General features: G+C 65.9%; 17 protein-coding genes. 7 read left to right on the top strand and 10 right to left on the bottom strand.

Going from position 1 to position 20,462, the window contains the following annotated elements:
* Window positions 1-11 precede the first annotated feature (11 nt).
* From J8I82_RS23210 to J8I82_RS23195, 4 genes are all read left to right on the top strand, one after another.
* On the top strand, window positions 12-1,145 hold the full coding sequence (locus J8I82_RS23210) for a porin (protein WP_209761221.1): 1,134 nt from the start codon (window positions 12-14) through the stop codon (window positions 1,143-1,145).
* A gap of 173 nt (window positions 1,146-1,318) precedes the next feature.
* Window positions 1,319-2,320 carry a tripartite tricarboxylate transporter substrate binding protein gene (locus J8I82_RS23205; RefSeq protein ID WP_209761220.1) on the top strand — a complete coding sequence of 334 codons (1,002 nt, stop codon included), beginning with the start codon at window positions 1,319-1,321 and terminating at the stop codon, window positions 2,318-2,320.
* Between the two features lie 132 nt (window positions 2,321-2,452).
* Window positions 2,453-2,956: a MarR family winged helix-turn-helix transcriptional regulator gene (locus J8I82_RS23200; RefSeq protein WP_209761323.1), complete on the top strand. Its 504-nt coding sequence runs from the start codon at window positions 2,453-2,455 to the stop codon at window positions 2,954-2,956.
* Window positions 2,953-3,399 carry a hypothetical protein gene (locus tag J8I82_RS23195; protein WP_209761219.1) on the top strand — a complete coding sequence of 149 codons (447 nt, stop codon included), beginning with the start codon at window positions 2,953-2,955 and terminating at the stop codon, window positions 3,397-3,399. The genes J8I82_RS23200 and J8I82_RS23195 overlap by 4 nt, the downstream gene beginning before the upstream one ends.
* A 73-nt stretch (window positions 3,400-3,472) precedes the next feature.
* On the opposite strand, the gene J8I82_RS23190 is transcribed toward J8I82_RS23195, so the two are convergent.
* The 4 genes from J8I82_RS23190 to J8I82_RS23175 all read right to left on the bottom strand — a co-directional run bounded on the left by J8I82_RS23190 (window position 3,473) and on the right by J8I82_RS23175 (window position 9,335).
* Complete coding sequence (locus J8I82_RS23190) at window positions 3,473-5,155, bottom strand: long-chain fatty acid--CoA ligase (RefSeq protein WP_209761218.1); 1,683 nt, start codon at window positions 5,153-5,155, stop codon at window positions 3,473-3,475.
* A 183-nt stretch (window positions 5,156-5,338) separates the two neighbouring features.
* Window positions 5,339-5,989, bottom strand: a complete 651-nt coding sequence (locus tag J8I82_RS23185) for a TetR/AcrR family transcriptional regulator (protein WP_209761217.1) — start codon at window positions 5,987-5,989, stop codon at window positions 5,339-5,341.
* A gap of 92 nt (window positions 5,990-6,081) precedes the next feature.
* Window positions 6,082-7,164 carry an aminopeptidase gene (locus J8I82_RS23180; RefSeq protein ID WP_245180024.1) on the bottom strand — a complete coding sequence of 361 codons (1,083 nt, stop codon included), beginning with the start codon at window positions 7,162-7,164 and terminating at the stop codon, window positions 6,082-6,084.
* A gap of 62 nt (window positions 7,165-7,226) precedes the next feature.
* Window positions 7,227-9,335 carry a molybdopterin-containing oxidoreductase family protein gene (locus J8I82_RS23175; RefSeq protein ID WP_209761215.1) on the bottom strand — a complete coding sequence of 703 codons (2,109 nt, stop codon included), beginning with the start codon at window positions 9,333-9,335 and terminating at the stop codon, window positions 7,227-7,229.
* Window positions 9,336-9,628: 293 nt separating this feature from the next.
* Here J8I82_RS23175 and J8I82_RS23170 point away from each other — a divergent pair, with 293 nt between their 5' ends.
* On the top strand, window positions 9,629-10,816 hold the full coding sequence (locus J8I82_RS23170; RefSeq protein ID WP_209761214.1) for an ABC transporter substrate-binding protein: 1,188 nt from the start codon (window positions 9,629-9,631) through the stop codon (window positions 10,814-10,816).
* A 25-nt stretch (window positions 10,817-10,841) separates the two neighbouring features.
* Here J8I82_RS23170 and J8I82_RS23165 read toward each other — a convergent pair whose 3' ends face one another.
* The 5 genes from J8I82_RS23165 to J8I82_RS23145 form a co-directional block, all read right to left on the bottom strand.
* Window positions 10,842-11,903 carry an ABC transporter ATP-binding protein gene (locus J8I82_RS23165; protein WP_431831575.1) on the bottom strand — a complete coding sequence of 354 codons (1,062 nt, stop codon included), beginning with the start codon at window positions 11,901-11,903 and terminating at the stop codon, window positions 10,842-10,844.
* Entirely contained in the window at window positions 11,900-12,898 is a 999-nt protein-coding gene (locus tag J8I82_RS23160; RefSeq protein WP_209761213.1) for an ABC transporter ATP-binding protein, read from the bottom strand. The genes J8I82_RS23165 and J8I82_RS23160 overlap by 4 nt, the downstream gene beginning before the upstream one ends.
* A gap of 16 nt (window positions 12,899-12,914) precedes the next feature.
* On the bottom strand, window positions 12,915-13,865 hold the full coding sequence (locus tag J8I82_RS23155; protein WP_209761212.1) for an ABC transporter permease: 951 nt from the start codon (window positions 13,863-13,865) through the stop codon (window positions 12,915-12,917).
* 3 nt (window positions 13,866-13,868) lie between these two features.
* Window positions 13,869-14,846, bottom strand: coding sequence for an ABC transporter permease (locus J8I82_RS23150; protein ID WP_209761211.1), 978 nt, complete (start codon window positions 14,844-14,846; stop codon window positions 13,869-13,871).
* A 115-nt stretch (window positions 14,847-14,961) separates the two neighbouring features.
* Entirely contained in the window at window positions 14,962-16,548 is a 1,587-nt protein-coding gene (locus tag J8I82_RS23145) for an ABC transporter substrate-binding protein (protein WP_209761210.1), read from the bottom strand.
* A gap of 346 nt (window positions 16,549-16,894) precedes the next feature.
* Here J8I82_RS23145 and J8I82_RS23140 point away from each other — a divergent pair, with 346 nt between their 5' ends.
* Window positions 16,895-18,088 (top strand): M20 aminoacylase family protein, encoded by a 1,194-nt coding sequence (locus J8I82_RS23140; RefSeq protein ID WP_209761209.1) that lies wholly within the window; start codon window positions 16,895-16,897, stop codon window positions 18,086-18,088.
* Window positions 18,089-18,163: 75 nt separating this feature from the next.
* Window positions 18,164-19,189, top strand: coding sequence for a DUF2891 domain-containing protein (locus J8I82_RS23135; RefSeq protein ID WP_209761208.1), 1,026 nt, complete (start codon window positions 18,164-18,166; stop codon window positions 19,187-19,189).
* 16 nt (window positions 19,190-19,205) lie between these two features.
* On the opposite strand, the gene J8I82_RS23130 is transcribed toward J8I82_RS23135, so the two are convergent.
* Window positions 19,206-20,168 carry a DUF3047 domain-containing protein gene (locus tag J8I82_RS23130; RefSeq protein WP_209761207.1) on the bottom strand — a complete coding sequence of 321 codons (963 nt, stop codon included), beginning with the start codon at window positions 20,166-20,168 and terminating at the stop codon, window positions 19,206-19,208.
* Window positions 20,169-20,462: the final 294 nt, after the last annotated feature.

The following is a 20,462-nucleotide window of genomic DNA, read 5'->3' as shown; positions in this document are numbered from 1 at the left end:
GATCAACGAGCATGAAGAAATCGCTTCTGGCGCTGGCAGCGCTTGGCGCATTTACTGGGGCGGCGCAGGCCCAATCGAGCGTCACGCTCTACGGTGTGGTGGATGCCAACATCGAGTACGTGAGCAATATGTCGAGCGTCATCCCGTCGTCCGCCAACGGCTTTGCCACCGGCCCGGCCGAAAACCTCTTCCGTATGTCATCCGGCGGCCTGTCCGGCTCGCGCTGGGGCCTGCGCGGCGTGGAAGACCTCGGTAGCGGCCTGAAGGCGCTGTTCGTGCTGGAAAGCGGTTTCGGCCTCGACAATGGTGGTCTGCAGCAAGGCGGCCGTCTGTTCGGCCGCCAGGCTTATGTCGGTCTGGAAAGCGCCCAGGCTGGCCGCTTCACCTTCGGCCGCCAGTACACCTCGCTGTTCGACATGATGGCCAATTTCTCGCCGACCGGCTATGCCACCCAGTATGAACCGGTGGTGGCGCAACTGGGCCTGAACTTCCGCTCGGACAACACGGCCAAGTACACGGGCAAGTTCGGTCCGGTAACCGCGGTCGCCCACTGGTCGTTCGGCAACGGCGTCGCCGGCGGCGGCGAAGTCCCGGGCCAGTTCCGCCGCGATACCGGCTACGGTGCAGGCGTGTCATGGGCAGCCGGCCCGTTCGGCATCAGCGGCGCCTATGACCAGTACAACCCGACCCTGAACGCCGCCGGCAGCACCGGGGAATTCAAGAAGGCCGCGGTCGCTGCCAGCTATGCCTTTGGCCCGGCCAAGCTGATGGCCGGCTATCGCTGGGGCATGAGCAAGGCGCCGAACGAAAATACGATCCTGAAGGACAACTACTACTGGGTCGGCGCCAACTACCAGGTCACCCCGGCACTGGGCCTGACGCTCGCGTACTACTACGACGACGTCAAGAACTTCAATCCGGCCGCCACCGGCGCCACCAACAACATCAAGAATCCCTGGCAGATCTCGTTTATCGCGGACTACAACCTGTCCAAGCGTACTGACGTGTACCTGACCACGGCCTTCTCGAAGAACGCCGGCCTGAACTTCGACACCTCGGCGATCAGCTTCGCCAATGGCTACTTCCTGGGTACCGGCGAAGACAAGATGGTCGGCGTCGCCCTGGGCATCCGCCACAAGTTCTGATCGCCAGCCTCGCCGGCCGATCGTTCAAAAGGCACCTGCGGGTGCCTTTTTTCATGGGCGGCGAGCGGCGCCTTGCGCTTAGGGCATCACCCCATCGGCGTGCCGATTGCGGCCAACTAGAATGCACATGCCACCGCCCGGCGACACGAGGCGGCGATATCAGGAGACCACGCATGCAACCCATTCGCCGGCGCGTCGTCGCGCTGTTGCTGTCCGGCAGCCTTGCCGCGCTCGCCAGTCCCGCGGCGCTGGCCGCCGATCCGTATCCGTCCAAGCCGGTCCGGCTGGTCGTCCCGTTTGCCGCAGGCGGCACCACCGATATCCTGGCCCGCGCCGTCGCCGCGGAGCTGGCCAAGCTGCCTGGCTGGAACGTGGTGGTGGACAACAAACCCGGCGCGGGCGGCAATATCGGCGCCGATATCGTCGCCAAGGCGGCGCCGGACGGCTATACGCTGCTGATGGGCACGGTCGGCACTCACGGCATCAACCAGTCGCTGTACGGAAAGCTGCCGTTCGACCCCATCAAGGACTTTGCACCCATCACCGAAGTGGCGGCGGTGCCGAACGTGCTGGTGGTCAACCCGGCCTTCGCGCAGCAGAACAAGATCGACAGCGTCAAGGACCTGATCGCCTACGCGCGTGCCAACCCGGGCAAGCTGAACATGGCTTCCAGCGGCAACGGCACCTCGATCCACCTGGCCGGCGAGCTGTTCAAGACGCAGACCAAGACCTTCATGGTCCATTTCCCGTACAAGGGCAGCGGGCCGGCGCTGACCGACCTGACCGGCGGCACCATGCAGGTGATGTTCGACAACCTGCCCTCGTCGATGGCGCTGATCAAGGCCGGCAAGCTCAAGGCGCTGGCCGTGACCAGCGCCAAACCCTCGCCGGCACTGCCGGGCGTGCCGACCATCGCGCAGGCGGCCGGCCTGCCGCAGTACGAGGCCAGCTCCTGGTTCGGCATGCTGGCACCCGCCGGGACACCGCCGGAAATCGTCCACCGCATCCAGCAGGAAGTGGCCAAGGCGCTCGGCGCTCCCGCGGTACGCGAACGCCTGCAGGCACAGGGTGCCGAACCTGTCGGCAACACGCCGGAGCAGTTCGCCGCGCTGATCCGCGCCGAAACCACCAAATGGGCCAAGGTGGTCAAGGATTCGGGCGCCAAGGTCGATTGACGGCGCCTTGATCGCCGGCAGGGGCGACCGTCCGCATCGCGCATATACTTGAGGCATCAAATGTTGGCTGCCGGCCCGATGAGGCAGCCGCTGGCGGCGTTCGCCGCACACCCGCGCACCGTTGCACTGAAGATGCCAAACCTGTCCCCTGCCGCCGGCGCCGAGAACGCGCCGGTCGACCTTGAAACCCGTGCCGACCAGACCGAGCACGAAGACCTGCGGCTGTGGCTGCGGCTGCTGACCTGCACCAACCTGATCGAAGGCGACATCCGCTCGCGGCTGCGGCAGGAATTTGCCTGCACGCTGCCGCGCTTCGACCTGATGGCCCAGCTCGACCGCCACCCCGAAGGGCTGAAGATGGGCGAGCTGTCGCGCCGCATGATGGTCACGGGCGGCAATGTCACCGGCATCACCGATCAGCTGCAGCAGGAAGGGCTGGTCTCGCGCGAGGCGCTGCCAACCGACCGCCGCGCCTACCTGATCCGCCTGACGCCCGCCGGACGCGCGGCGTTCTCGCGCATGGCGCGCGCGCACGAGGATTGGATCGGGCAACTGTTCGCGGGGCTGGCCGAAACCGACCGGCGCGCGCTGTTCCGACTACTCGGCAGGCTCAAGAACGGCCTGATCTCGCCATGAAGACGCTACCCTACCTCACTCTGTGCGGCCTGCTGCCGCTCCTGGCCGCGTGCAGCAGCACGCCGCAACCACCGCAGGTGACGCCGGTGAATGCCACCATCAAGCTCGGCCGCGTGACCGAAAGGACCTTCCTGACTCGGATGGACGTCGCGCAGGCGCCCGCCTACTACGGCAGCGGTACCAGCGTGGGCGTGGGTGCCGCGGGAGGTGGCGGCGGCGGCGGCGTGGGCGTCGGCTTTGCCTTCGACCTGAGCCGGCTGTTCAGTCGCCCGGCGCCGGTGCAGCAGATCGACCTGTTCCAGTACAAGGTGCGGACCATGGATGGCGCGCTCGTATCGGCCAATGCGCCGGCGATACCGGGGCTGGAGCCGGGCGCGTGCGTGCGGGTGATCTACCTGGATGGCAGTACGGATCCGAGACTGGCGCCATCGAACGAGTGCTGAGCCGCGGCAGCGGCGCTGGAAAGCAAACGGCCTCCGTTGCGGAGGCCGTTGTCGTTTGCGCAGGCGCTGGCGCTCAGGCCGCCTTGCGGTTGTCGCGCAGTTCGCGGCGCAGGATCTTGCCGACGTTGGTCTTGGGCAGCTCGGTGCGGAATTCCACGTACTTCGGCCGCTTGTAGCCGGTCAGCCGCTCCTTGCAGAACTCGATCACGTCCGCCTCGGTCAGCGCCGGGTCCTGCTTGACCACGAACAGCTTGACCACCTCGCCAGAGTGCGTGTCGGGCACGCCCACCGCGGCCACTTCCAGCACACCCGGGCACTCGGCCACCACGCCTTCGACTTCGTTCGGGTACACATTGAAGCCCGACACCAGGATCATGTCTTTCTTGCGGTCGACGATCTTGGTGTAGCCGCGCTCGTCCATGATGCCGATATCGCCGGTCTTGAAGAAGCCGTCAGCGGTCATGACCTTGGCGGTCTCGTCCGGGCGGTTCCAGTACCCCGCCATCACCTGCGGGCCGCGGATGCAGATCTCGCCCGGCTGACCCAGCGGCAGGTCCTTGCCATCGTCGTCGCGGATCACCACTTCGGTCGACGGCAGCGGCATGCCGATGGTGCCGGAGAACGCATTGCTGTCGGTCGGGTTGCAGGTGGCCGACGGCGAGGTCTCGGACAGGCCGTAACCCTCGATGATCGGGCAGCCGGTCTTGTCCAGCCACTTCTTGGCCACCGCTTCCTGCACCGCCATGCCCCCGCCGTTGGCCACGCGGAGGCCGGAGAAGTCGACCTTGGCGATCTCCGGGTTGTTGATCAGCGCGTTGTACAACGTGTTGACCGCCGGAAACATGTTGAACTTGTACTTCTGCAATTCCTTGATAAAGCCCGGGATATCGCGCGGGTTGGGGATCAGCACGCTCATGCCGCCGCTGCGCATCCCCAGCAGGCAGCAGACTGTCAACGCGAAGATGTGGTACAGCGGCAGCGCGGTGATGGTGACGACCTGGTCGATATGGCCGCCCTTGGCCAGCGCCGGCTGCATCCAGGCCTCGGATTGCAGCACGTTGGCGACCACGTTACGGTGCAGCAGCACCGCGCCCTTGCTCACGCCGGTGGTGCCGCCGGTGTATTGCAGGAAGGCGATGTCGTCGGGGCCGGTGGTCGCCGGCTGCAGCGTCAGCTTGCTGCCTTCGGCCAGCACGCTGTTGAAGCGCACGCAGTTGGGCAGCTCCCACGCCGGCACCATCTTCTTGACGTTGCGCACGACAAAATTGACGATCGCGCCCTTCAGTCCGCCGAGCATGTCGCCCATGCTGGCGACCACCACGTGCCTGACTGGCGTGCGGGCCAGTACCTGTTGCAGCGTGGCAGCGAAGTTCTCCAGGATGACAATGGCCTCGGCGCCGCTGTCCTTGAGCTGGTGCTCCAGTTCGCGCGGAGTGTAAAGCGGATTGACATTGACCACGACAAAGCCGGCGCGCAGCACCGCGGCCAGCACCACCGGATACTGCAGCACGTTCGGCATCATGATTGCCACGCGTGCGCCGGGGCGCAACCCGCGCGACTGCAGCCACGCGGCGAAGCGCGACGACATCAGGTCGAGCTCGCCGTAGGTGATGGCCTTGTCCATGCAGACGAAGGCCTTGCGGTCGGCGTAGGTGCGGAAAGAGGCTTCGAGCAGCTGGGCAAGCGTGCGGAACTGGCTGGCATCGATCTCGGCAGGGACGCCGGCCGGGTAGTGTTTCAGCCAAATTCTTTCCATAGCACCGTCTCCTGAATTTCTGAATGGTCGTTCGATTTTTCCGAGATGCTAAACGGGCGCCTCGGTTAAAACAACAACTTAGACGAAGTCTTCGGGGACATTGCCCAACGCAATGCGCCCCTGACGGGCATTATGCGCCACCGGTGTCACGGTGGCAGCGGGATAACCCCTAGGACGGTGGCCTCAACCGCCGCTGGGCAGCACCAGCTTCATCATGTTGGTGGCGAGTTCGTGCGCAAGCGCCTCGTCGTCCATCCGGCCCGGCTGGTGCCACGTGTACATGAAGCCGACCACGCTGCCGATCGCATGCGCTGTCACGCGCGCATCGCCAAAGGCAAACACGCCCTCGCGCTTGCCCTCTTCCAGCAGCGCATACAGGTCGCGGTAGAAGCCGCGCGCCATGCTGCCGAGCCACGCCACGGTATCGGGGCGCAGGTACTGGTTGTCGCGGAAGCTGAGGGTCGCGGGCACGTGGCAGGCGACGCAGCGGCGCGCCATTTCGAGCAGGCAGGCATGCAGGCGCTCGCGCACCGGCAGCGCCGGGTCGGCGGTCTCGCGGATCACGGGCAGGCAGGTCTGCGCCGACTCGCGGCACAGGATATCGAAGATCTCGTACTTGTCGGTGAAGTAGTAGTAGACCGCCGGCTTGGTCACGCCCAGCGCGCGGCACAGGTCATTCATGGTCATGCCGGGATAGCCCTTGGTATAGAAGAGCTGCGCGGCGGTATCTAGGATCTGGCGGCGGCGCGCTTCCTGGCGCTCGGCGATCTGCATGCGCGCCGGCACGGGGTCGGACACAGCGTCTGGGGGGGCGGGGCTCTGTACGGTGGACATGATCGCAATTCTCGCACGGCGGGACCGGCCAGCCACCCGGCGCACTGAAGCGGCGCCGGCTTGCTGCGACGCCTGGCAGCCATCAGTTCCTCTCAGTCTCTCTCGGCCGCCTTGCCGCTTGCGGTCAGCGTATCGACGCGGGTCGCAGGCGGTGCCAGCCGGCGCAGCGCGGCCTCGCGCTTGTCGGCCGGCAGCGCGCCGATGCGGCCGGCTTCGGCATAGAAGCGGCGCCAGTCGCCATCGCACTGCGCGAGCAGCGCGGTAAAGGCCGGCACCCACTGCTGGTACGTCGCCACCGCCGCCAGGTGGGCATTGGTCAGCGGCTGGTCGAACCAGCGGTCATAGCCGCTGTAGTTGCCCCACTCCAGCTTGAGCCGAGCGTATTGCTCGCGCATGTCGGCGAAGATCCTCGCCTTGCCCTCGCGCTTGGCTTCGTCGTCCAGCGGCGTCTGGTACAGCGCCGCCAGCCGGTCGCGCGTGCCGAGCAAAAGCGCGCGGAACTGCTGGCGGCGCGCGTCGTACTGCCGATAGCTGGTGCGGGCATCCTCCGAGGCATCCTCCGCCAGCCAGCGCTCCACGCCGGCGGCTTCCACGGCGGTGGCAAAGGACTCGTTGAAGGCGGTGTCGTTGCGCACGTAGACCACCTGGTGCGCCAGTTCGTGAAAGATCAGCCGCGCCAGCTCGCCCTCCGGCAGGTAGACGAAGGTATTGAGCAGCGGGTCGTCAAAATAGCCCAGCGTCGAATAGGCGGGGATGCCTGCCACGTACGCTTCGAGGCCGTCGCGGCGCAGGGACTGCGCGTACTGCTCGGCATCGGCCTGCGCATAGTAGCCCCGGTAGCTGATGCAGCCGACGATGGGGAAGCACCACTTGCGCAGCTCCATCGACAGCTCGGGCGTGGCAAACACGCTCCACACCACATAGGGCCGGTGCAGGTTGGCATAGCGGCGGTAGCTGCCGTTGTCGGGCAGCTTCAGCTCGCGCGACGCGTAGTCGCGGATGCGGCCGGCCAGCGCCAGCCGTTGCGCCAGGCGCGCGTCGTTGGCGTCGCGCGCGCCGGCGATCGCGTCGTCGAGCGGCTGCGCCTGCGCCATCACGCCGAGGTGGCCGCCGATCGACTGCGCGTAGTAGCCCACGGTTTCGCATCCGGCCGTGAGCAGGGCCAGGGCCGTCATGACCGCCGCCGCCAGGATTGCCGCCCCGCGCCGGCGGCCGTGCCGCGCGCCGTGCCGCCTATTCATGCGGGCTGGACTGCCCCTTCCGTGCAGGCCTCGACCTGCACCAGGCAGTCATAGAACACCGGCGCCCTGCCCAGGTCGGTCAGGCGCTGGCTGGTCAGCTCGTTGGCATTCTTGCCGTCCGAAGCCAGCTTCTTCCACCAGATCGACAGGCCCACCACCAGCCCGCGCCGGGCGCGGTCGGTCACGCGGGCGCGCGCCAGCATGCTGCCGCGGTCGTTGAAAACGCGCACCATGGCGCCGTGCACGATGCCGCGCCCGGCGGCGTCGGCCGGGTGGATGTCCAGATGCGGCTCGCCCTCGGTGGCGCGCAGGCTGTCGACATTGACGAAGGAGCTGTTCAGGAAATTGCGCGCCGGCGGCGAGATCATCGCCAGCGGGTAGCGCGCCGCGAGTTCCGGCGCGGTCGCCGGGGACTCGTACTGCGGCACATAGTCAGGCAGCGGGTCGAAGCCGTCGCGCGCCATCGGTTCGGAATAGAACTGGCACTTGCCCGAGGCGGTAGGAAAACCGCCGTCGGCGAACGGTGCCGGCGCCAGCGCCAGCTTCTGCCAGCCCTGCTCCTTCAGCGACGCCCAGCTGATGCCGGCGGCGCGCGCATCGCCCGGGAGGATCGCCTGCGCGGCGATATCGTCGTCGCTGTCGGCGAAGCACGGCTCGGTAAAGCCCATGCGCTGCGCCAGCCGACGGAAGATTTCCGTGTTCGGCAGCGCTTCGCCCATCGGCGCTATTGCCGCGTTGTTGGCCAGGAAATAGGTGTGGCCGTAGGCCTTGTGCACGTCGGTGTGTTCCAGCTGCGTGGTGGCCGGCAGCAGGATGTCGGCGTAGTCGGCGGTATCGGTGCGGAAGTGCTCCAGCACCACGGTGAACAGGTCTTCACGCGCAAAGCCTTCGGCCACCTTGACGGATTCCGGAGCCACCGCGACCGGGTTGCTGTTATAGACCACCACCGCCTCGATCCGCGGCGCGCCGGGCGTGGGGCCCGCCAGCAGCGCATCGCCGATGGTGCTCATATTGACCAGGCGCGGCAGCTTCCCGGGCCCGCCCGGCAGCAGGTCAGGCCGCTGCAGCGCGGCGTCGTTGATCGGGAAGAAACCCGAAGTCGACAACTGCAGACCGCCCGCGGCATGGCGCCACGCGCCCACCAGCGAGGGCAGGCACGCCACCGCCCGCACCGCCTGGCCGCCGCCGTGCACGCGCTGCATGCCGTAGTTCAGGCGGATCGCCACCGGCTGGCGCTCGCGTACCGCGAGCTGGCCATAGAGGCCTGCCAGCCACTCGACATCCTCGACCGGGATGCCGCAGATCTCGGCCACGCGCGCCGGCGGATAGGCTTGGGCGCGCTCGCGCAGTGCCTCGAAGCCCACCGTGTGGCGTTCGATGTAGTCATGATCGAGCAGCCCGTCGCGGATCAGCACATGGATCATGCCCAGCGCGAGCGCGCCGTCGGTGCCGGGCATCGGCGCGATATGGCGGTGGCATTTCTCGGCACTCAGCGACCGGTAGGGATCGATCGCCACCAGCGTGGCGCCGCGCCGCTTGGCTTCCTGCGCACGGGTCCAGAAATGCAGGTTGGAAGCGATCGGGTTGCCGCCCCAGATGATCACCAGCTTCGCATCGACCACGTGCTCCATGTCCATGCCGACGCTGGCGCCATAGGTATAGCGCAACGCGGTGGCGCCGGCGCTGGCGCAGATGGTGCGATCCAGCCGCGATGCGCCCAGCTTGTGGAAGAAGCGTGCGGCCATGCTCTCGCCCTGCACCAGGCCCATGGTGCCGGCATAGCTGTATGGCACGATGCCCTGCGGATCGCGCGCGGCGATGGCCTGCAGGCGCGTGGCGATGGTGTCGAGCGCTTCATCCCAGGAGATCGGCGCGAACTTGCCCTCGCCTTTCCTGCCGATGCGCTTCATCGGCGTCAGCAGACGGTCGGGATGGTAGGTGCGTTCGGTGTAGCGCGATACCTTGGTGCACAGCACGCCCTGCGTGCCGGGGTGGTCCGGATCGCCGGCCACCTTGACGGCGCGGCCGTCCTCGACGGTGACGAGCAAGGCACAGGTGTCGGGGCAGTCATGCGGGCAGGCGGCGCGGACAATGCGGGAAGCCATGGGATCTCCGGGGGGCTGGCGGTCTGTCGTTATCTTTCGTTCGGTCGGAACGTGAGCTTTATGGCGCGCTTGCCGCAGTTCGCGGTAGCGGTCGCGGGCTGGCGCCGCGCCGGCGCTGCGGCGCGTCCCCGGCCGTGCGGGGCGATGGCGGGGAGTATCTCGATCGGATTGTATTCGATATGATGTGCCGGCGCGCGGCGGGCACCACGCTGGCGGCGCGCTTGCCGTCCAATGCCGGCGCAGACCGGCCCATGGCGGCGAACGGGTAACCGAACCACATTTTGCGGGGGTTTATGTTTTTCCGATCCGGGGTCAAGGGCCGGCTTGCCGGCCTGCTGGTGGCGTGCGCCATCGGCACGGGCGGCGCATCCGGCGCTGCCATCGCCAGCACTGCCACATCCGAAACCGGCGTCACCGCCGATACCATCCTGCTGGGGCAATCGGCCGCGCTGACCGGGCCAGCCGCATCGCTCGGCAAGCAGATGAACGCGGGCGCACGGCTCTATTTCGACCACATCAACCAGCAAGGCGGCATTTTTGGCCGCAAGATCCGGCTCGAGGCGCTGGACGACTACTACGAGCCCGAGCCTGCCGCCAAGAACACACGGAAGCTGATCGAGGAAGAGCGCGTCTTCGCGCTATTCGGCTACGTCGGCACGCCCACCAGCCAGGCCTCGCTGCCGCTGGCCACACAGGCCAGGGTGCCGTTCTTCGGTCCGTACACCGGCGCGCGCTCGGTGCGTGAGCCGCGCAGCCGTTACGTCTTCCATGTCCGCGCCGGCTACAGCGACGAGGCCACGGCGATCCTGCGCCAGATCCAGACCACCGGCCTGAAGCGCGTGGCCGTGGTCTACAACGACGATGCCTACGGCAAGGCCGAGCTGGAGGAACTGGAGCGCGCACTGAAGACCGCCGGCGACAGCGGCGTGCAGCTGGTCGCGCGCGAAGCCGTGGTCCGCAATACGGTGGAAATCGGTGACGCCATGCAAGGTGTGCTCAAGGCCAGCCCGGACACCGTGGTGATGATCAGCGCGTACCGCACGGCCGGCGCCTTCGTCAAGGAAGCGCTGCGGCGCGGCTACAACGGGCAGTTCTACAACGTCTCCTTCGTTGGCACGCAGGCGCTGGCGAACGAGGTCGGCGCGAAAGGCAGCGGCGTGATCATCTCGCAAGTCATGCCACATCCGGGCAACGCAACGCTGCCGGTGGTGCGCGAATACCTGCGCCTGCTTCAGGCCGCGGGCAAGCCGAATGAATTCGACTACGCCAGCATCGAGGGCTACATCGCGGCGAAGGCCTTTACCGAAGGGCTGCGCCGCGCGGGCAAGGACCTGACGCGCGAGAAGCTGGTGACTGCACTGGAATCGATGCGCAGCGTTGACCTGGGCGGATTCATCGTCAACTTCACGCCGGAGAACCATGTGGGGTCACGGTTCGTGGAGATGACGGTGATTAATTCGAAGGGGCAGGTGATCCGGTAAGTTTTCCAGCCGCTGGCTTTCTCCCCTACTTCATGTCATTCAAATGACAAGCCGAAAACCGCATCGGCGCAATCTCCTTCAACGCCGGCTGCTCCTCCTTGCAACGTGGCATCGCATACGGACAGCGCGGATGGAAATGGCACCCCGGCGGCGGATTCAATGGTGATGGAATCTCGCCCTTGATCGCCACATAGGTCTTCTTGCCGACCTCCAGCTTCGGCGCTTCGGCCAGCAGCGCCTGCGTGTACGGATGGTTCGGCGCGGCGAACACGTCCTCGGTCGGCGCCGACTCGACCACCCGCCCCAGGTACATGATCACCACGCGGTCGCTGATGTGCTTGACCACGCCAAGGTCATGGCTGATGAACAGATAGGTCAGGTTCAGCTCTTCGCGCAGCCGCATGAACAGGTTCAGCACCTGCGCCTGGATCGATACATCGAGTGCCGCCACCGACTCATCGCAGACCAGGAATTCCGGCTTCACCGCGAGCGCCCGCGCAATGCCGATGCGCGCGCGCTGCCCGCCCGAGAACTGGTGCGGGAAGCGCCGCAGCACGGTCGGGTCCATGCCGACGCGCACCAGCATGTCCTCGACATAACCCTTCTGCCCGCCACGGTCGACCATGCCGTGCACCACCGGCGCCTCGCCGACGATGTCCAGCACGCGCAGCCGCGGATTGAGCGAGGCGTACGGATCCTGGAAGATCATCTGGATCGCCAGCTGTTTCTCGCGGCGCTTGTCCGGCGGCAGGTGGTCGAGGTTGGTGCCGCGCCACAGCCGATCGCCTTCCGTCAGCGTGTGCAGGCCTACGGCCATGCGGCCCAGCGTGGACTTGCCGCAGCCGGATTCGCCCACCAGGCCCACCACCTCGCCGGTGCGGATGCTCAGGTCGACGCGGTCGACCGCATGCACCACCTCTTCGCGCGCATGGGCGCCGAACAGGTTGGCGATGCGCGCCGCGGTGTCGAGCGACTTGACGAAACGCTTGGACACGCCGCGCAGCTCCAACAGCGGCGCCGCGGGCGTCTCACCGGGAGCGGCCGCAGTGTTTGCCATCGGTCGGGATTGCAGTTCAGTCGTGGTCATGCCGCCTCCTGGTTGGTCAGCACCGGGTGGAAGCAGCGCAGGCGGCGGCCGTCAGGCGCGGTCTCCAGCGGCGGCTCGGTCTTGCACGCGGCGGTCGCGTACGGGCAGCGCTCGCGGAACGAGCAACCACCCGGCAGGTTCAGCAGCGATGGCGTCATCCCCGGAATCTGCCGCAGCGGCGCGCCGCGCGGGTTGCGCGACGGCGCAGATCCGATCAGGCCGTGCGTGTACGGATGCTCGGGATGCTCAAGCACCTGGCGCACATCGCCCGCCTCGACAATCTTGCCGGCATACATCACGCACACGGTATCGGCCAGCCCGGCCACCACCGACAGGTCGTGCGTGATCCAGATCAGCGCCGTGCCGGATTCGCGGCACAGGGTCTGCATCTCGTACAGGATCTGGCCCTGGATGGTGACGTCGAGCGCCGTGGTCGGTTCGTCGGCAATGATCAGGTCAGGCTTGTTCAGCAGCGCGATCGCGATCGCCACGCGCTGGCGCATGCCGCCCGAGAACTGGTGCGGATAGGCCAGCAGGCGCTCGTCAGGGGACGGGATACCGACCCGGGCCAGCGCATTGCGCGCACGCTCGCGCGCCACCGCCTTGCCGACGTTCTCGTGCGCCAGCACCGCCTCGATCATCTGCGTGTCGATACGCAGGACCGGGTTCAGCGTCATCATCGGATCCTGGAAGATCATCGCGATGCGGTTGCCGCGCACGTCGCGCTGCTGCGCCGGCGTGAGCGCACGCAGGTCGCGCGTAATGCCGTCGCGGCTCGTCAGTGCGATGCGTCCGTCGACGACCTTCCCGGGCGGGTCGATCAGGCCCATGATCGAGTAGCCGGTCATCGACTTCCCCGAACCGGACTCGCCCACCAGCCCCATGATCTCGCCGCGGCCCACGGTAAAGGACACGTCGTCGACGGCCTTGGCAATGCCGCCGCGCGTGTAGAAATGCGTTTTCAGGTTCTCTACGACCAGCGTAGGTTGTGCCATGTCGGTCTCCCGCGGGTTATTGCGTCTGCAGGCGCGGGTTGAGCACGTCGCGCAGCTGGTCGGCGACCAGGTTCATCGCCACGATGGTGACCACCAGCGCGATGCCCGGGAAGAAGCTGATCCAGTACTTGCCCGACAGCATGTATTGCTGGCCGTTGGAGATCAGCGAGCCCAGCGACGGCTCCGTGATCGGCACGCCCAGCCCGAGGAACGACAGCGTCGCCTCCAGCGTGATCGCCGACGCCACCTGCAGCGCCGCGATCACGATCAGCGGCGGCAGGCAGTTGGGCAGCAGGTGGCGGAACATGATGCGGCGGGGCGGCAGGCCCAGACAGGTGGCCGCCTCGATATATTCCTTGCGGCGCTCCACCAGCGCGGCGCTGCGCGTGGTGCGCGCGTAGTAGGCCCACTGCACCGCCACCAGCGCGATCACGATATTGCCCAGCCCCGGGCGCAGGAACGCCAGCAGGATCAGCGCCAGCAGGATCGGCGGGAACGACAGCTGCAGGTCGGCCACGCGCATGATGAACGCCTCGGTACGCCCGCCCAGGAAGCCGGCCAGCAACCCCAGCGTGGCACCGAGCAACAGCGCGATCACGGTGCTCACCACGCCCACGCCGATGCTGATGCGCAGCCCGTACATCACCGCGGACAGGATGTCGCGCCCCTGCTCGTCCGAGCCGAGCAGGAAGGTCATGCCGGTGCCGGCCTTCTCGCCCGGCGCCAGACGCGCGTCGAGCACGTCGAGCGTAGCCAGGTCATACGGGTTCTGCGGCGCCAGCCATGGCGCAAGGATCGCGATCAGGATGATGGTGACCAGCGTGGCCAGCCCCGCCACGGCGATCTTGCTGGAAAAGAACTCCGTGGCAAAGCGGCGCCACGGCGACTGTTCGCGCGCGGCCGAAGGTGCGGCCGGTGGTGCGCCGGGCGGCGTCTTGTCTTGCGGTTCGACGGTTGCGGCAGTCATGGCTCAGCCCTTGTTGTCGGCAATGCGCACGCGCGGATCGAGCATGCTGTAGACGATGTCTACCACCAGGTTGATCAGGATAAACAGCGTCACGATCACCATCAGGTAGGCGACGATCACCGGCCGGTCCAGCAGCTGGATCGAGTCGATGATCAGCTTGCCCATGCCGGGCCAGGCAAAGATCGATTCGGTCACGATCGCGAACGCGATGATCGAGCCGAACTGCAGCGCGATCACCGTGACGATCGGAATCAGGATGTTCTTCAGGACGTGCACGCCGACGATGCGCGTATTGGACAAGCCCTTGGCGCGCGCAAACTTGACGTAATCCTGCAGCATCGCCTCCTGCGTGCCGGCGCGCGTAAGCCGGATCACCATGGCGATATTCAGCAGCGAGAGCGTCACCGCCGGCAGCACCAAGTGGCGGATGCCGTCGACGGTCAGGAAGCTGAGCGGGATACCAAGCACGCGCACGGTCTCGCCGCGCCCGTTGGACGGCAGCCAGCCGAGCTGCACCGCGAACACCATGATCAGCATCAGGCCGACCCAGAAAGTGGGCAGCGAAAAGCCCAGGATCGACACCGTCATGATCGACTTGCCCGCCACGCCGTTGGGCCGCAACCCGGCCCACAGCCCCAGCGGAATGCCCAGCACGATCGCCAGCAGGATCGCGCATACGGCCAGCTCCATGGTGGCCGGCATGCGCTCGAAGATCAGCTTGAGCGCCGGCGTGCCATGCGCGAACGACATACCGAGGTTGCCTTGCAAAGCATTCTGCAGGAACACCCAGTACTGCTCCCACAACGGCTTGTCCAGGCCAAGCGCCGCGATGGTGCGCTTGATGTCCTCCTGGTCGGCCTGCGGGTTGATCAGGATGTCGACGGGATTGCCGATGGCAAAGACGCCGAGGAAAACCAGCAGCGACATGACGAAGAGCACCACCACGCTCTGCATCAGGCGCCGGATGATGAAAACCAGCATATTCAGACCACTATCCTTTCGCGCGCGAATGCGCACGCCGCCCGGGAGCGCGATGCGCTTCCAGGCGGCGCGGCAGCCGTACGCGGCACCGCGAACTCAGCAGCAGGCAGCCTGCTTACTGGGGCTTGAAGTTATGCGCGTAGGTGCGCTCGTCGGTACGCGGCACGTAGACGATGCCCTTCTGCGTGGCCCAGGTGGTCACCTGCTGGTGGATCGGGATGATACCGCCATCGTTGATCGCAATTGCGGTGGCTTCCTGCAGCATCTTGGAGCGTTCGGCATCATTCACGGTAGACAGCGCCTGTTCCAGCACCACGTCCATCTTGGGGTTGCAATATTCGCCCCAGTTGGTGGTGCCGAAGCCCTTCTTGCTGTCCTCGCACGCCAGCAGCGCGCGCAGCGGCGAGCTGACCTCGCCGGTCTGCGCGCCCCACCCGAGCAGGCCGAACGACCACTCGTGCTTGATGCCCTTGGACGAGTACGTCGCCATCGGCATGCCTTCCACCTTGGTGACGATGCCGATGCGGGTCAGGTTCTGCGCGATGGTCTGCGCGATCTTCTCGTCGTTGACGTAGCGATTGTTGGGCGTGTGCAGCGTCACGCCGAAGCCGTTCGGGTAGCCGGCCTGGGCCAGCAGCTTCTTGGCGCCTTCGGGGTCGTACTTGACCGTCTTCAGGTTGGGGTTGTAGCCGAACAGCGTGGGCGGCACCAGGTTGTTGGTCGGCTCCGACAGGCCTTCCATCAGCCGGTCCTTGATGCCCTGCCGGTTGATCGCCATGCTGATGGCATTGCGCACGCGCGCGTCCTTCAGCGGGTTCTTGTCCAGCGGCGCGCCTTCCTTCGTGGTGACGTAGGGCGACTTGTCGCGCTTGGCATCGAAATACAGGTAGATCACGCGGTGCGAGATCTTCGAGAAGAACGACAGCTTGGGATCCTGCCGCACCTTGGGCAGGTCGGGCGTCGGCACGTTCTCGATCGCCTGCACGTCGCCCGACAGCAGTGCCGCAAGGCGCGTGGCCGGGTTCGGGATAAAGCGCAGCGTGGCCTTTTCCCACGCCGGCTTGGCGCCCCAGTAGTTGTCGTTGCGCACCAGTTCGACCCGGTCGTCGCGGGCGTAGCTGACGAACTTGAACGGCCCGGTGCCGATCATGCCCTTGCCCTGGGCGAAGTCGTCCGAACTCAGGCCCTGTGTGGCCTTCTTCTGCACGATGAAGATCGACGTCAGGTCGTTCAGCATCAGCGGATAAGGCTTGTTGGTGGTCAGCTGGATGGTGTACTTGTCGATCACCTTCTTGTTGACGATCGCCTTGGTGTAGACGTCGAACTTGCCCGGGCTGTTCTGGATGGTGGCCGGGCGGTCCAGCGACCAGACGATGTCTTCGGTGGTCAGCTCGGAACCGTCATGGAACTTCACGCCCTGTCGGATCTTGAATTCCCAGGTCAGGTTGTTGACCAGCTTCCAGGACTCGGCCAGGCCCGGGATGATGCGGCTGTCCGGGTCCATCTTCACCAGCGAGTCGAAGATGTGCTCCGACACATTGATATTCGAGAACAGGTTGTAGAAATGCGGATCCATCGAGGTCGGCGGCGAACTCATGGCCAGTTTGAGGTCCGCGGCCTGGGCACTGCCAGACCATGCCAGGCCAAGGGCCCCGGCCACGGCGACAACACCGATTGCCTTCTTGAAAGTGCGAAGGGACATCGCGCAATTCTCCCTGTAGGAAGTGAAGCAGACGTTTTAGGATCGGCAATGCGCGCGCCGCGGGTCACGCAGCGGGTCACGCACGGGGCGCTGCTTTTTGGTGCGCAATCTGGCGCAGTGATGCAGCGCAAAACGGCAATTTGCCGGCCGGGCACTTCAAGCATGAACTGTTCCAGCAGTCGACATGCGAGGGCAATGCGGGGAAACCCAAACCATTTGGCATATTGCACCGCGCCATTTGCTGGATGAGGCACGAACCGGCGCATTTTGGCGCTTTTCCGAGAGGCATCGTATGATCGGGGTTATCCGACGCCTACCCGGCTCGCCACGCCCAGACTCCGGCATCATGAAGCTCATCCCCGAAATCCTGCAGGCGCAAGCCGAAATCCGCGCGATCCGCCGCGACATCCACGCTCATCCGGAACTCTGCTTCGAAGAACAGCGCACCGCCGACGTGGTTGCGCGCAACCTCGAGTCGTGGGGCATCGAAGTGCATCGCGGCCTCGGCACCACCGGCCTGGTCGGGGTGATCCGCCACGGCAGCAGCGCGCGCACCATCGGCCTGCGCGCCGACATGGACGCCCTGCCGCTGCAAGAGGCCAACACTTTCGGCCACCGTTCGCAGCATGCGGGCAAGATGCATGCGTGCGGCCATGATGGACATACCGCGATGCTGCTCGGCGCGGCGCGCTACCTGGCGCAGCACAAGCCCTTCGATGGCACCGTGCACCTGATCTTCCAGCCGGCCGAGGAAGGCGGTGGCGGCGCGCGCGAGATGATCAAGGACGGACTGTTTTCGCGTTTCCCCTGCGATGCGGTGTTCGGCGTGCACAACTGGCCCGGCATGCCGGTCGGCGCTTTCGGCACGCGCGCAGGTCCGCTGATGGCATCGAGCAATGAATTCCGCATCGTCGTGCGCGGCAAGGGTGCGCACGCGGCCATGCCGCACAATGGCAACGATCCGGTCTTCACCGCCGCGCAGATCGTCTCGGCGCTGCAGGGGATCATCACCCGCAACAAGCGACCGATCGATACCGCGGTGATCTCGGTCACCCAGTTCCATGCCGGCGACGCAACCAATATCGTGCCGAACGAAGCCTGGATCGGCGGTACGGTGCGCACGTTCACGGTGCCGGTACTCGACCTGATCGAGCGGCGCATGGAGGAAGTGTCCCGCGCTGTCGCGAGCGCGTTCGACTGCACCGTCGACTACGAATTCCACCGCAACTATCCGCCCACGATCAATACCGAAGCCGAGACCGGCTTCGCCGCCGCGGTCGCTGCCGAACTGGTGGGCGAAGCCAATGTCGACAGCGGCATCGAGCCGACCATGGGCGCCGAGGATTTCTCCTTCATGCTTCAGGAAAAGCCGGGCTGCTACCTGTTCCTCGGCAACGGCGACGGCGCACACCGCGACAGCGGGCATGGCATGGGGCCCTGCATGCTGCATAACCCCAGCTACGATTTCAACGACGAATTGCTGCCGGTTGGCTCGACCTTCTTCGTGCGGCTGGTGGAGAAGTGGCTGGCGCCTGCGTAACAACAAGAACTCAAGGCGCAGCCTGCAGGCAGAATCGATAACAGCGCATTCGCGCAAGACAGGGGGAGCATCTGCATGGGCCGCTCGGCGCTTGATCGGGGGACGGCGCGCAGCTTTGCGCGCGTGGCGCTGGACAATATCCTGCGCCGCTATCCGTACAAGGTGGATCACATGATGTGCGCCGCCGGCGACGTGGCCGAGCCGGCGACCTGGCACCCGGCATTCTGCGGCAGCTACGACTGGCATTCGAGCGTGCACATGCACTGGCTGCTGGTGCGGCTGCTGGCGCTGTACCCTGACCTGGATGAAGCGGACGAACTTCGCGATGCGCTCGACGCGCAACTGCGGCCGCAGCATATCGCGGTCGAGCTGGACTATTTCCATCGACCCGGTTCGCGGACGTTCGAACGTCCATATGGCTGGGGCTGGGTGCTGAAGCTGCAGGCCGAATTGCTGGCGCTGGCTCAGCTGGATCCGCGCGCCGTGGCATGGGCCGAAGCCTGCGCGCCGCTCGCCTCGCACCTGTCGCGGGAATTGGCCGAGTTTCTGGACGCGGCGGATTTCCCCGTGCGCACCGGCACACACTTCAACAGCGCCTTTGCCTGCGTGATGGCGTTGTCCTACGCGCGCGCGGCGCAGGACTCGGCCTTGCGGCGCGCCATCGTTCGGCGGGCGCATCGTTGGTTCGGGCACGACCGCAGCTATCCGGCGCGCTATGAGCCGGGCGGCGATGAATTCCTGTCGGGCGGCATGACCGAAGCCGTATTGATGCATGCCGTCATGGACGGCAGCGCGTTCGGGCATTGGTGGGAAATGTTCGTGCCGGGCCCTGCGGAACTGGCCAACTGGCTGACTCCAGTGGAGGTGGCCAATCGCAGCGATCCCAAGACGTCGCATCTCGACGGATTGAACCTGTCGCGCGCGTGGTGCTGGCGCCTGCTGGAACCGGCGTTGCCAGAACCACTGCGGCCGCTGGCCGTACGCGCCTGGTCCGACCATATCGAGGCATCACTGCCCTATGCCGTTGCCGGCGACTATGTCTCGACACACTGGCTGGCCTCGTTCGCAGTGCTGGCGATGGCCGAACCGGTCGGCGGCTGACGCCGCCACGTTGTCTTCAGTCCAGCGCGATATCCCCGTACCAGGATTCCGCCTTGCTCTTGGTGTTGTCGGTATCGGTCATGATGCCGACCGCAATCACTCGCCCGGGATCGGTGCCGAACGCCTTGCGGTAATCGGCGCGCAGGTCGCGTTCATGGCAGCGCCACTCATTGGCATGCTTCGTGCCGCTATCGACCACGATCATGCGCACACGGTCGGTATGCGGATTGGCCACGACGGAGCCTTCGGCGCGCTTGCCGCCCCAGATGTACATCAGCGTGGCGTAAGGCATTTCGCGGCCAGTGGTGAGCCGTGCCATCTCGTACATCAACTGGTCTTTCAGCGGCAGGCTGCCCTTGTCACCATCGAAGGCGACGAACAGGCGCAGCGGAGAATCCTCGCGCGGACCGTGGCTGTTGTCGGCATTGCGGATGATCCCGCTGGTCTTCCAACTCCAGCGGACCATGCCGGCATCGCGGTCGTGCAGCGGTACGTAGAGCCCAGACGCCGAGCTCTCGGCCTGTGCATGGACGACCACGCGCTGGTCGACTTCGGCCATCGCATAGCGGGTGGGGATCTTGTTGCGGTTGATGGTCCACGGTTGCCAGCCGACCGGCAGCTGTCCTGCGCTTTGCGACACGGAGAACAGTGGAAGCGTGGCCAGGATCGGCGGTGCGGTGTCAGCGTCTTCGCCATCGTCGCCTGCATCGGCTTCCGCAACTCCCGAACTGACTGCAAGGGAATCGGCCGGCGCGGCCGAAGCCAGCGCGCGCTGCTCGGTAGCGCGTTGTGCCTCGGCGTATGCCGTCATCCGTTTGGCAAAGGCCTCGCAATCGACCGCCGAGACGCTGGTCACCCGTGCCGAATCAGCTTCGGCTGTAGATAACCCTGCGGGATCAGGGGGATGGGATGCGCATCCTGCCAGCATCAGCGCGCTGGCGGCGCCAGTAAAAACCAGCCGAAACATCTTGGCCGTCATGTAACCCCTTAAATCCCGGAACCGGCCCTGCTTCCTTGGCTAGGGCCTGTCTATTGCTCACTGCTTGCTGCTTGATGCAAACGATTTCGTGCTGTATGTGGGCACTTGGGAATCGAACATAGCAGAAGGTGTGTGTAGCAGGAATGCAGGGGTACCCGGAATGCAGCGGGAAAACAACGGGAGCTGGGGGTGGTGCCGTTGTCTAGGACTAGAAACACCAAAGCAAAAACCCCTCGCAGCACACGCTGTCGAGGGGTTTTGCACAATAAGAGCCTGGCGATGACCTACTTTCAC

The sequence above is a fragment of the Cupriavidus consociatus genome, from assembly GCF_017814975.1.
Lineage (GTDB): Bacteria > Pseudomonadota > Gammaproteobacteria > Burkholderiales > Burkholderiaceae > Cupriavidus > Cupriavidus consociatus.
This window is presented reverse-complemented; position numbering and strand designations above follow the sequence as displayed.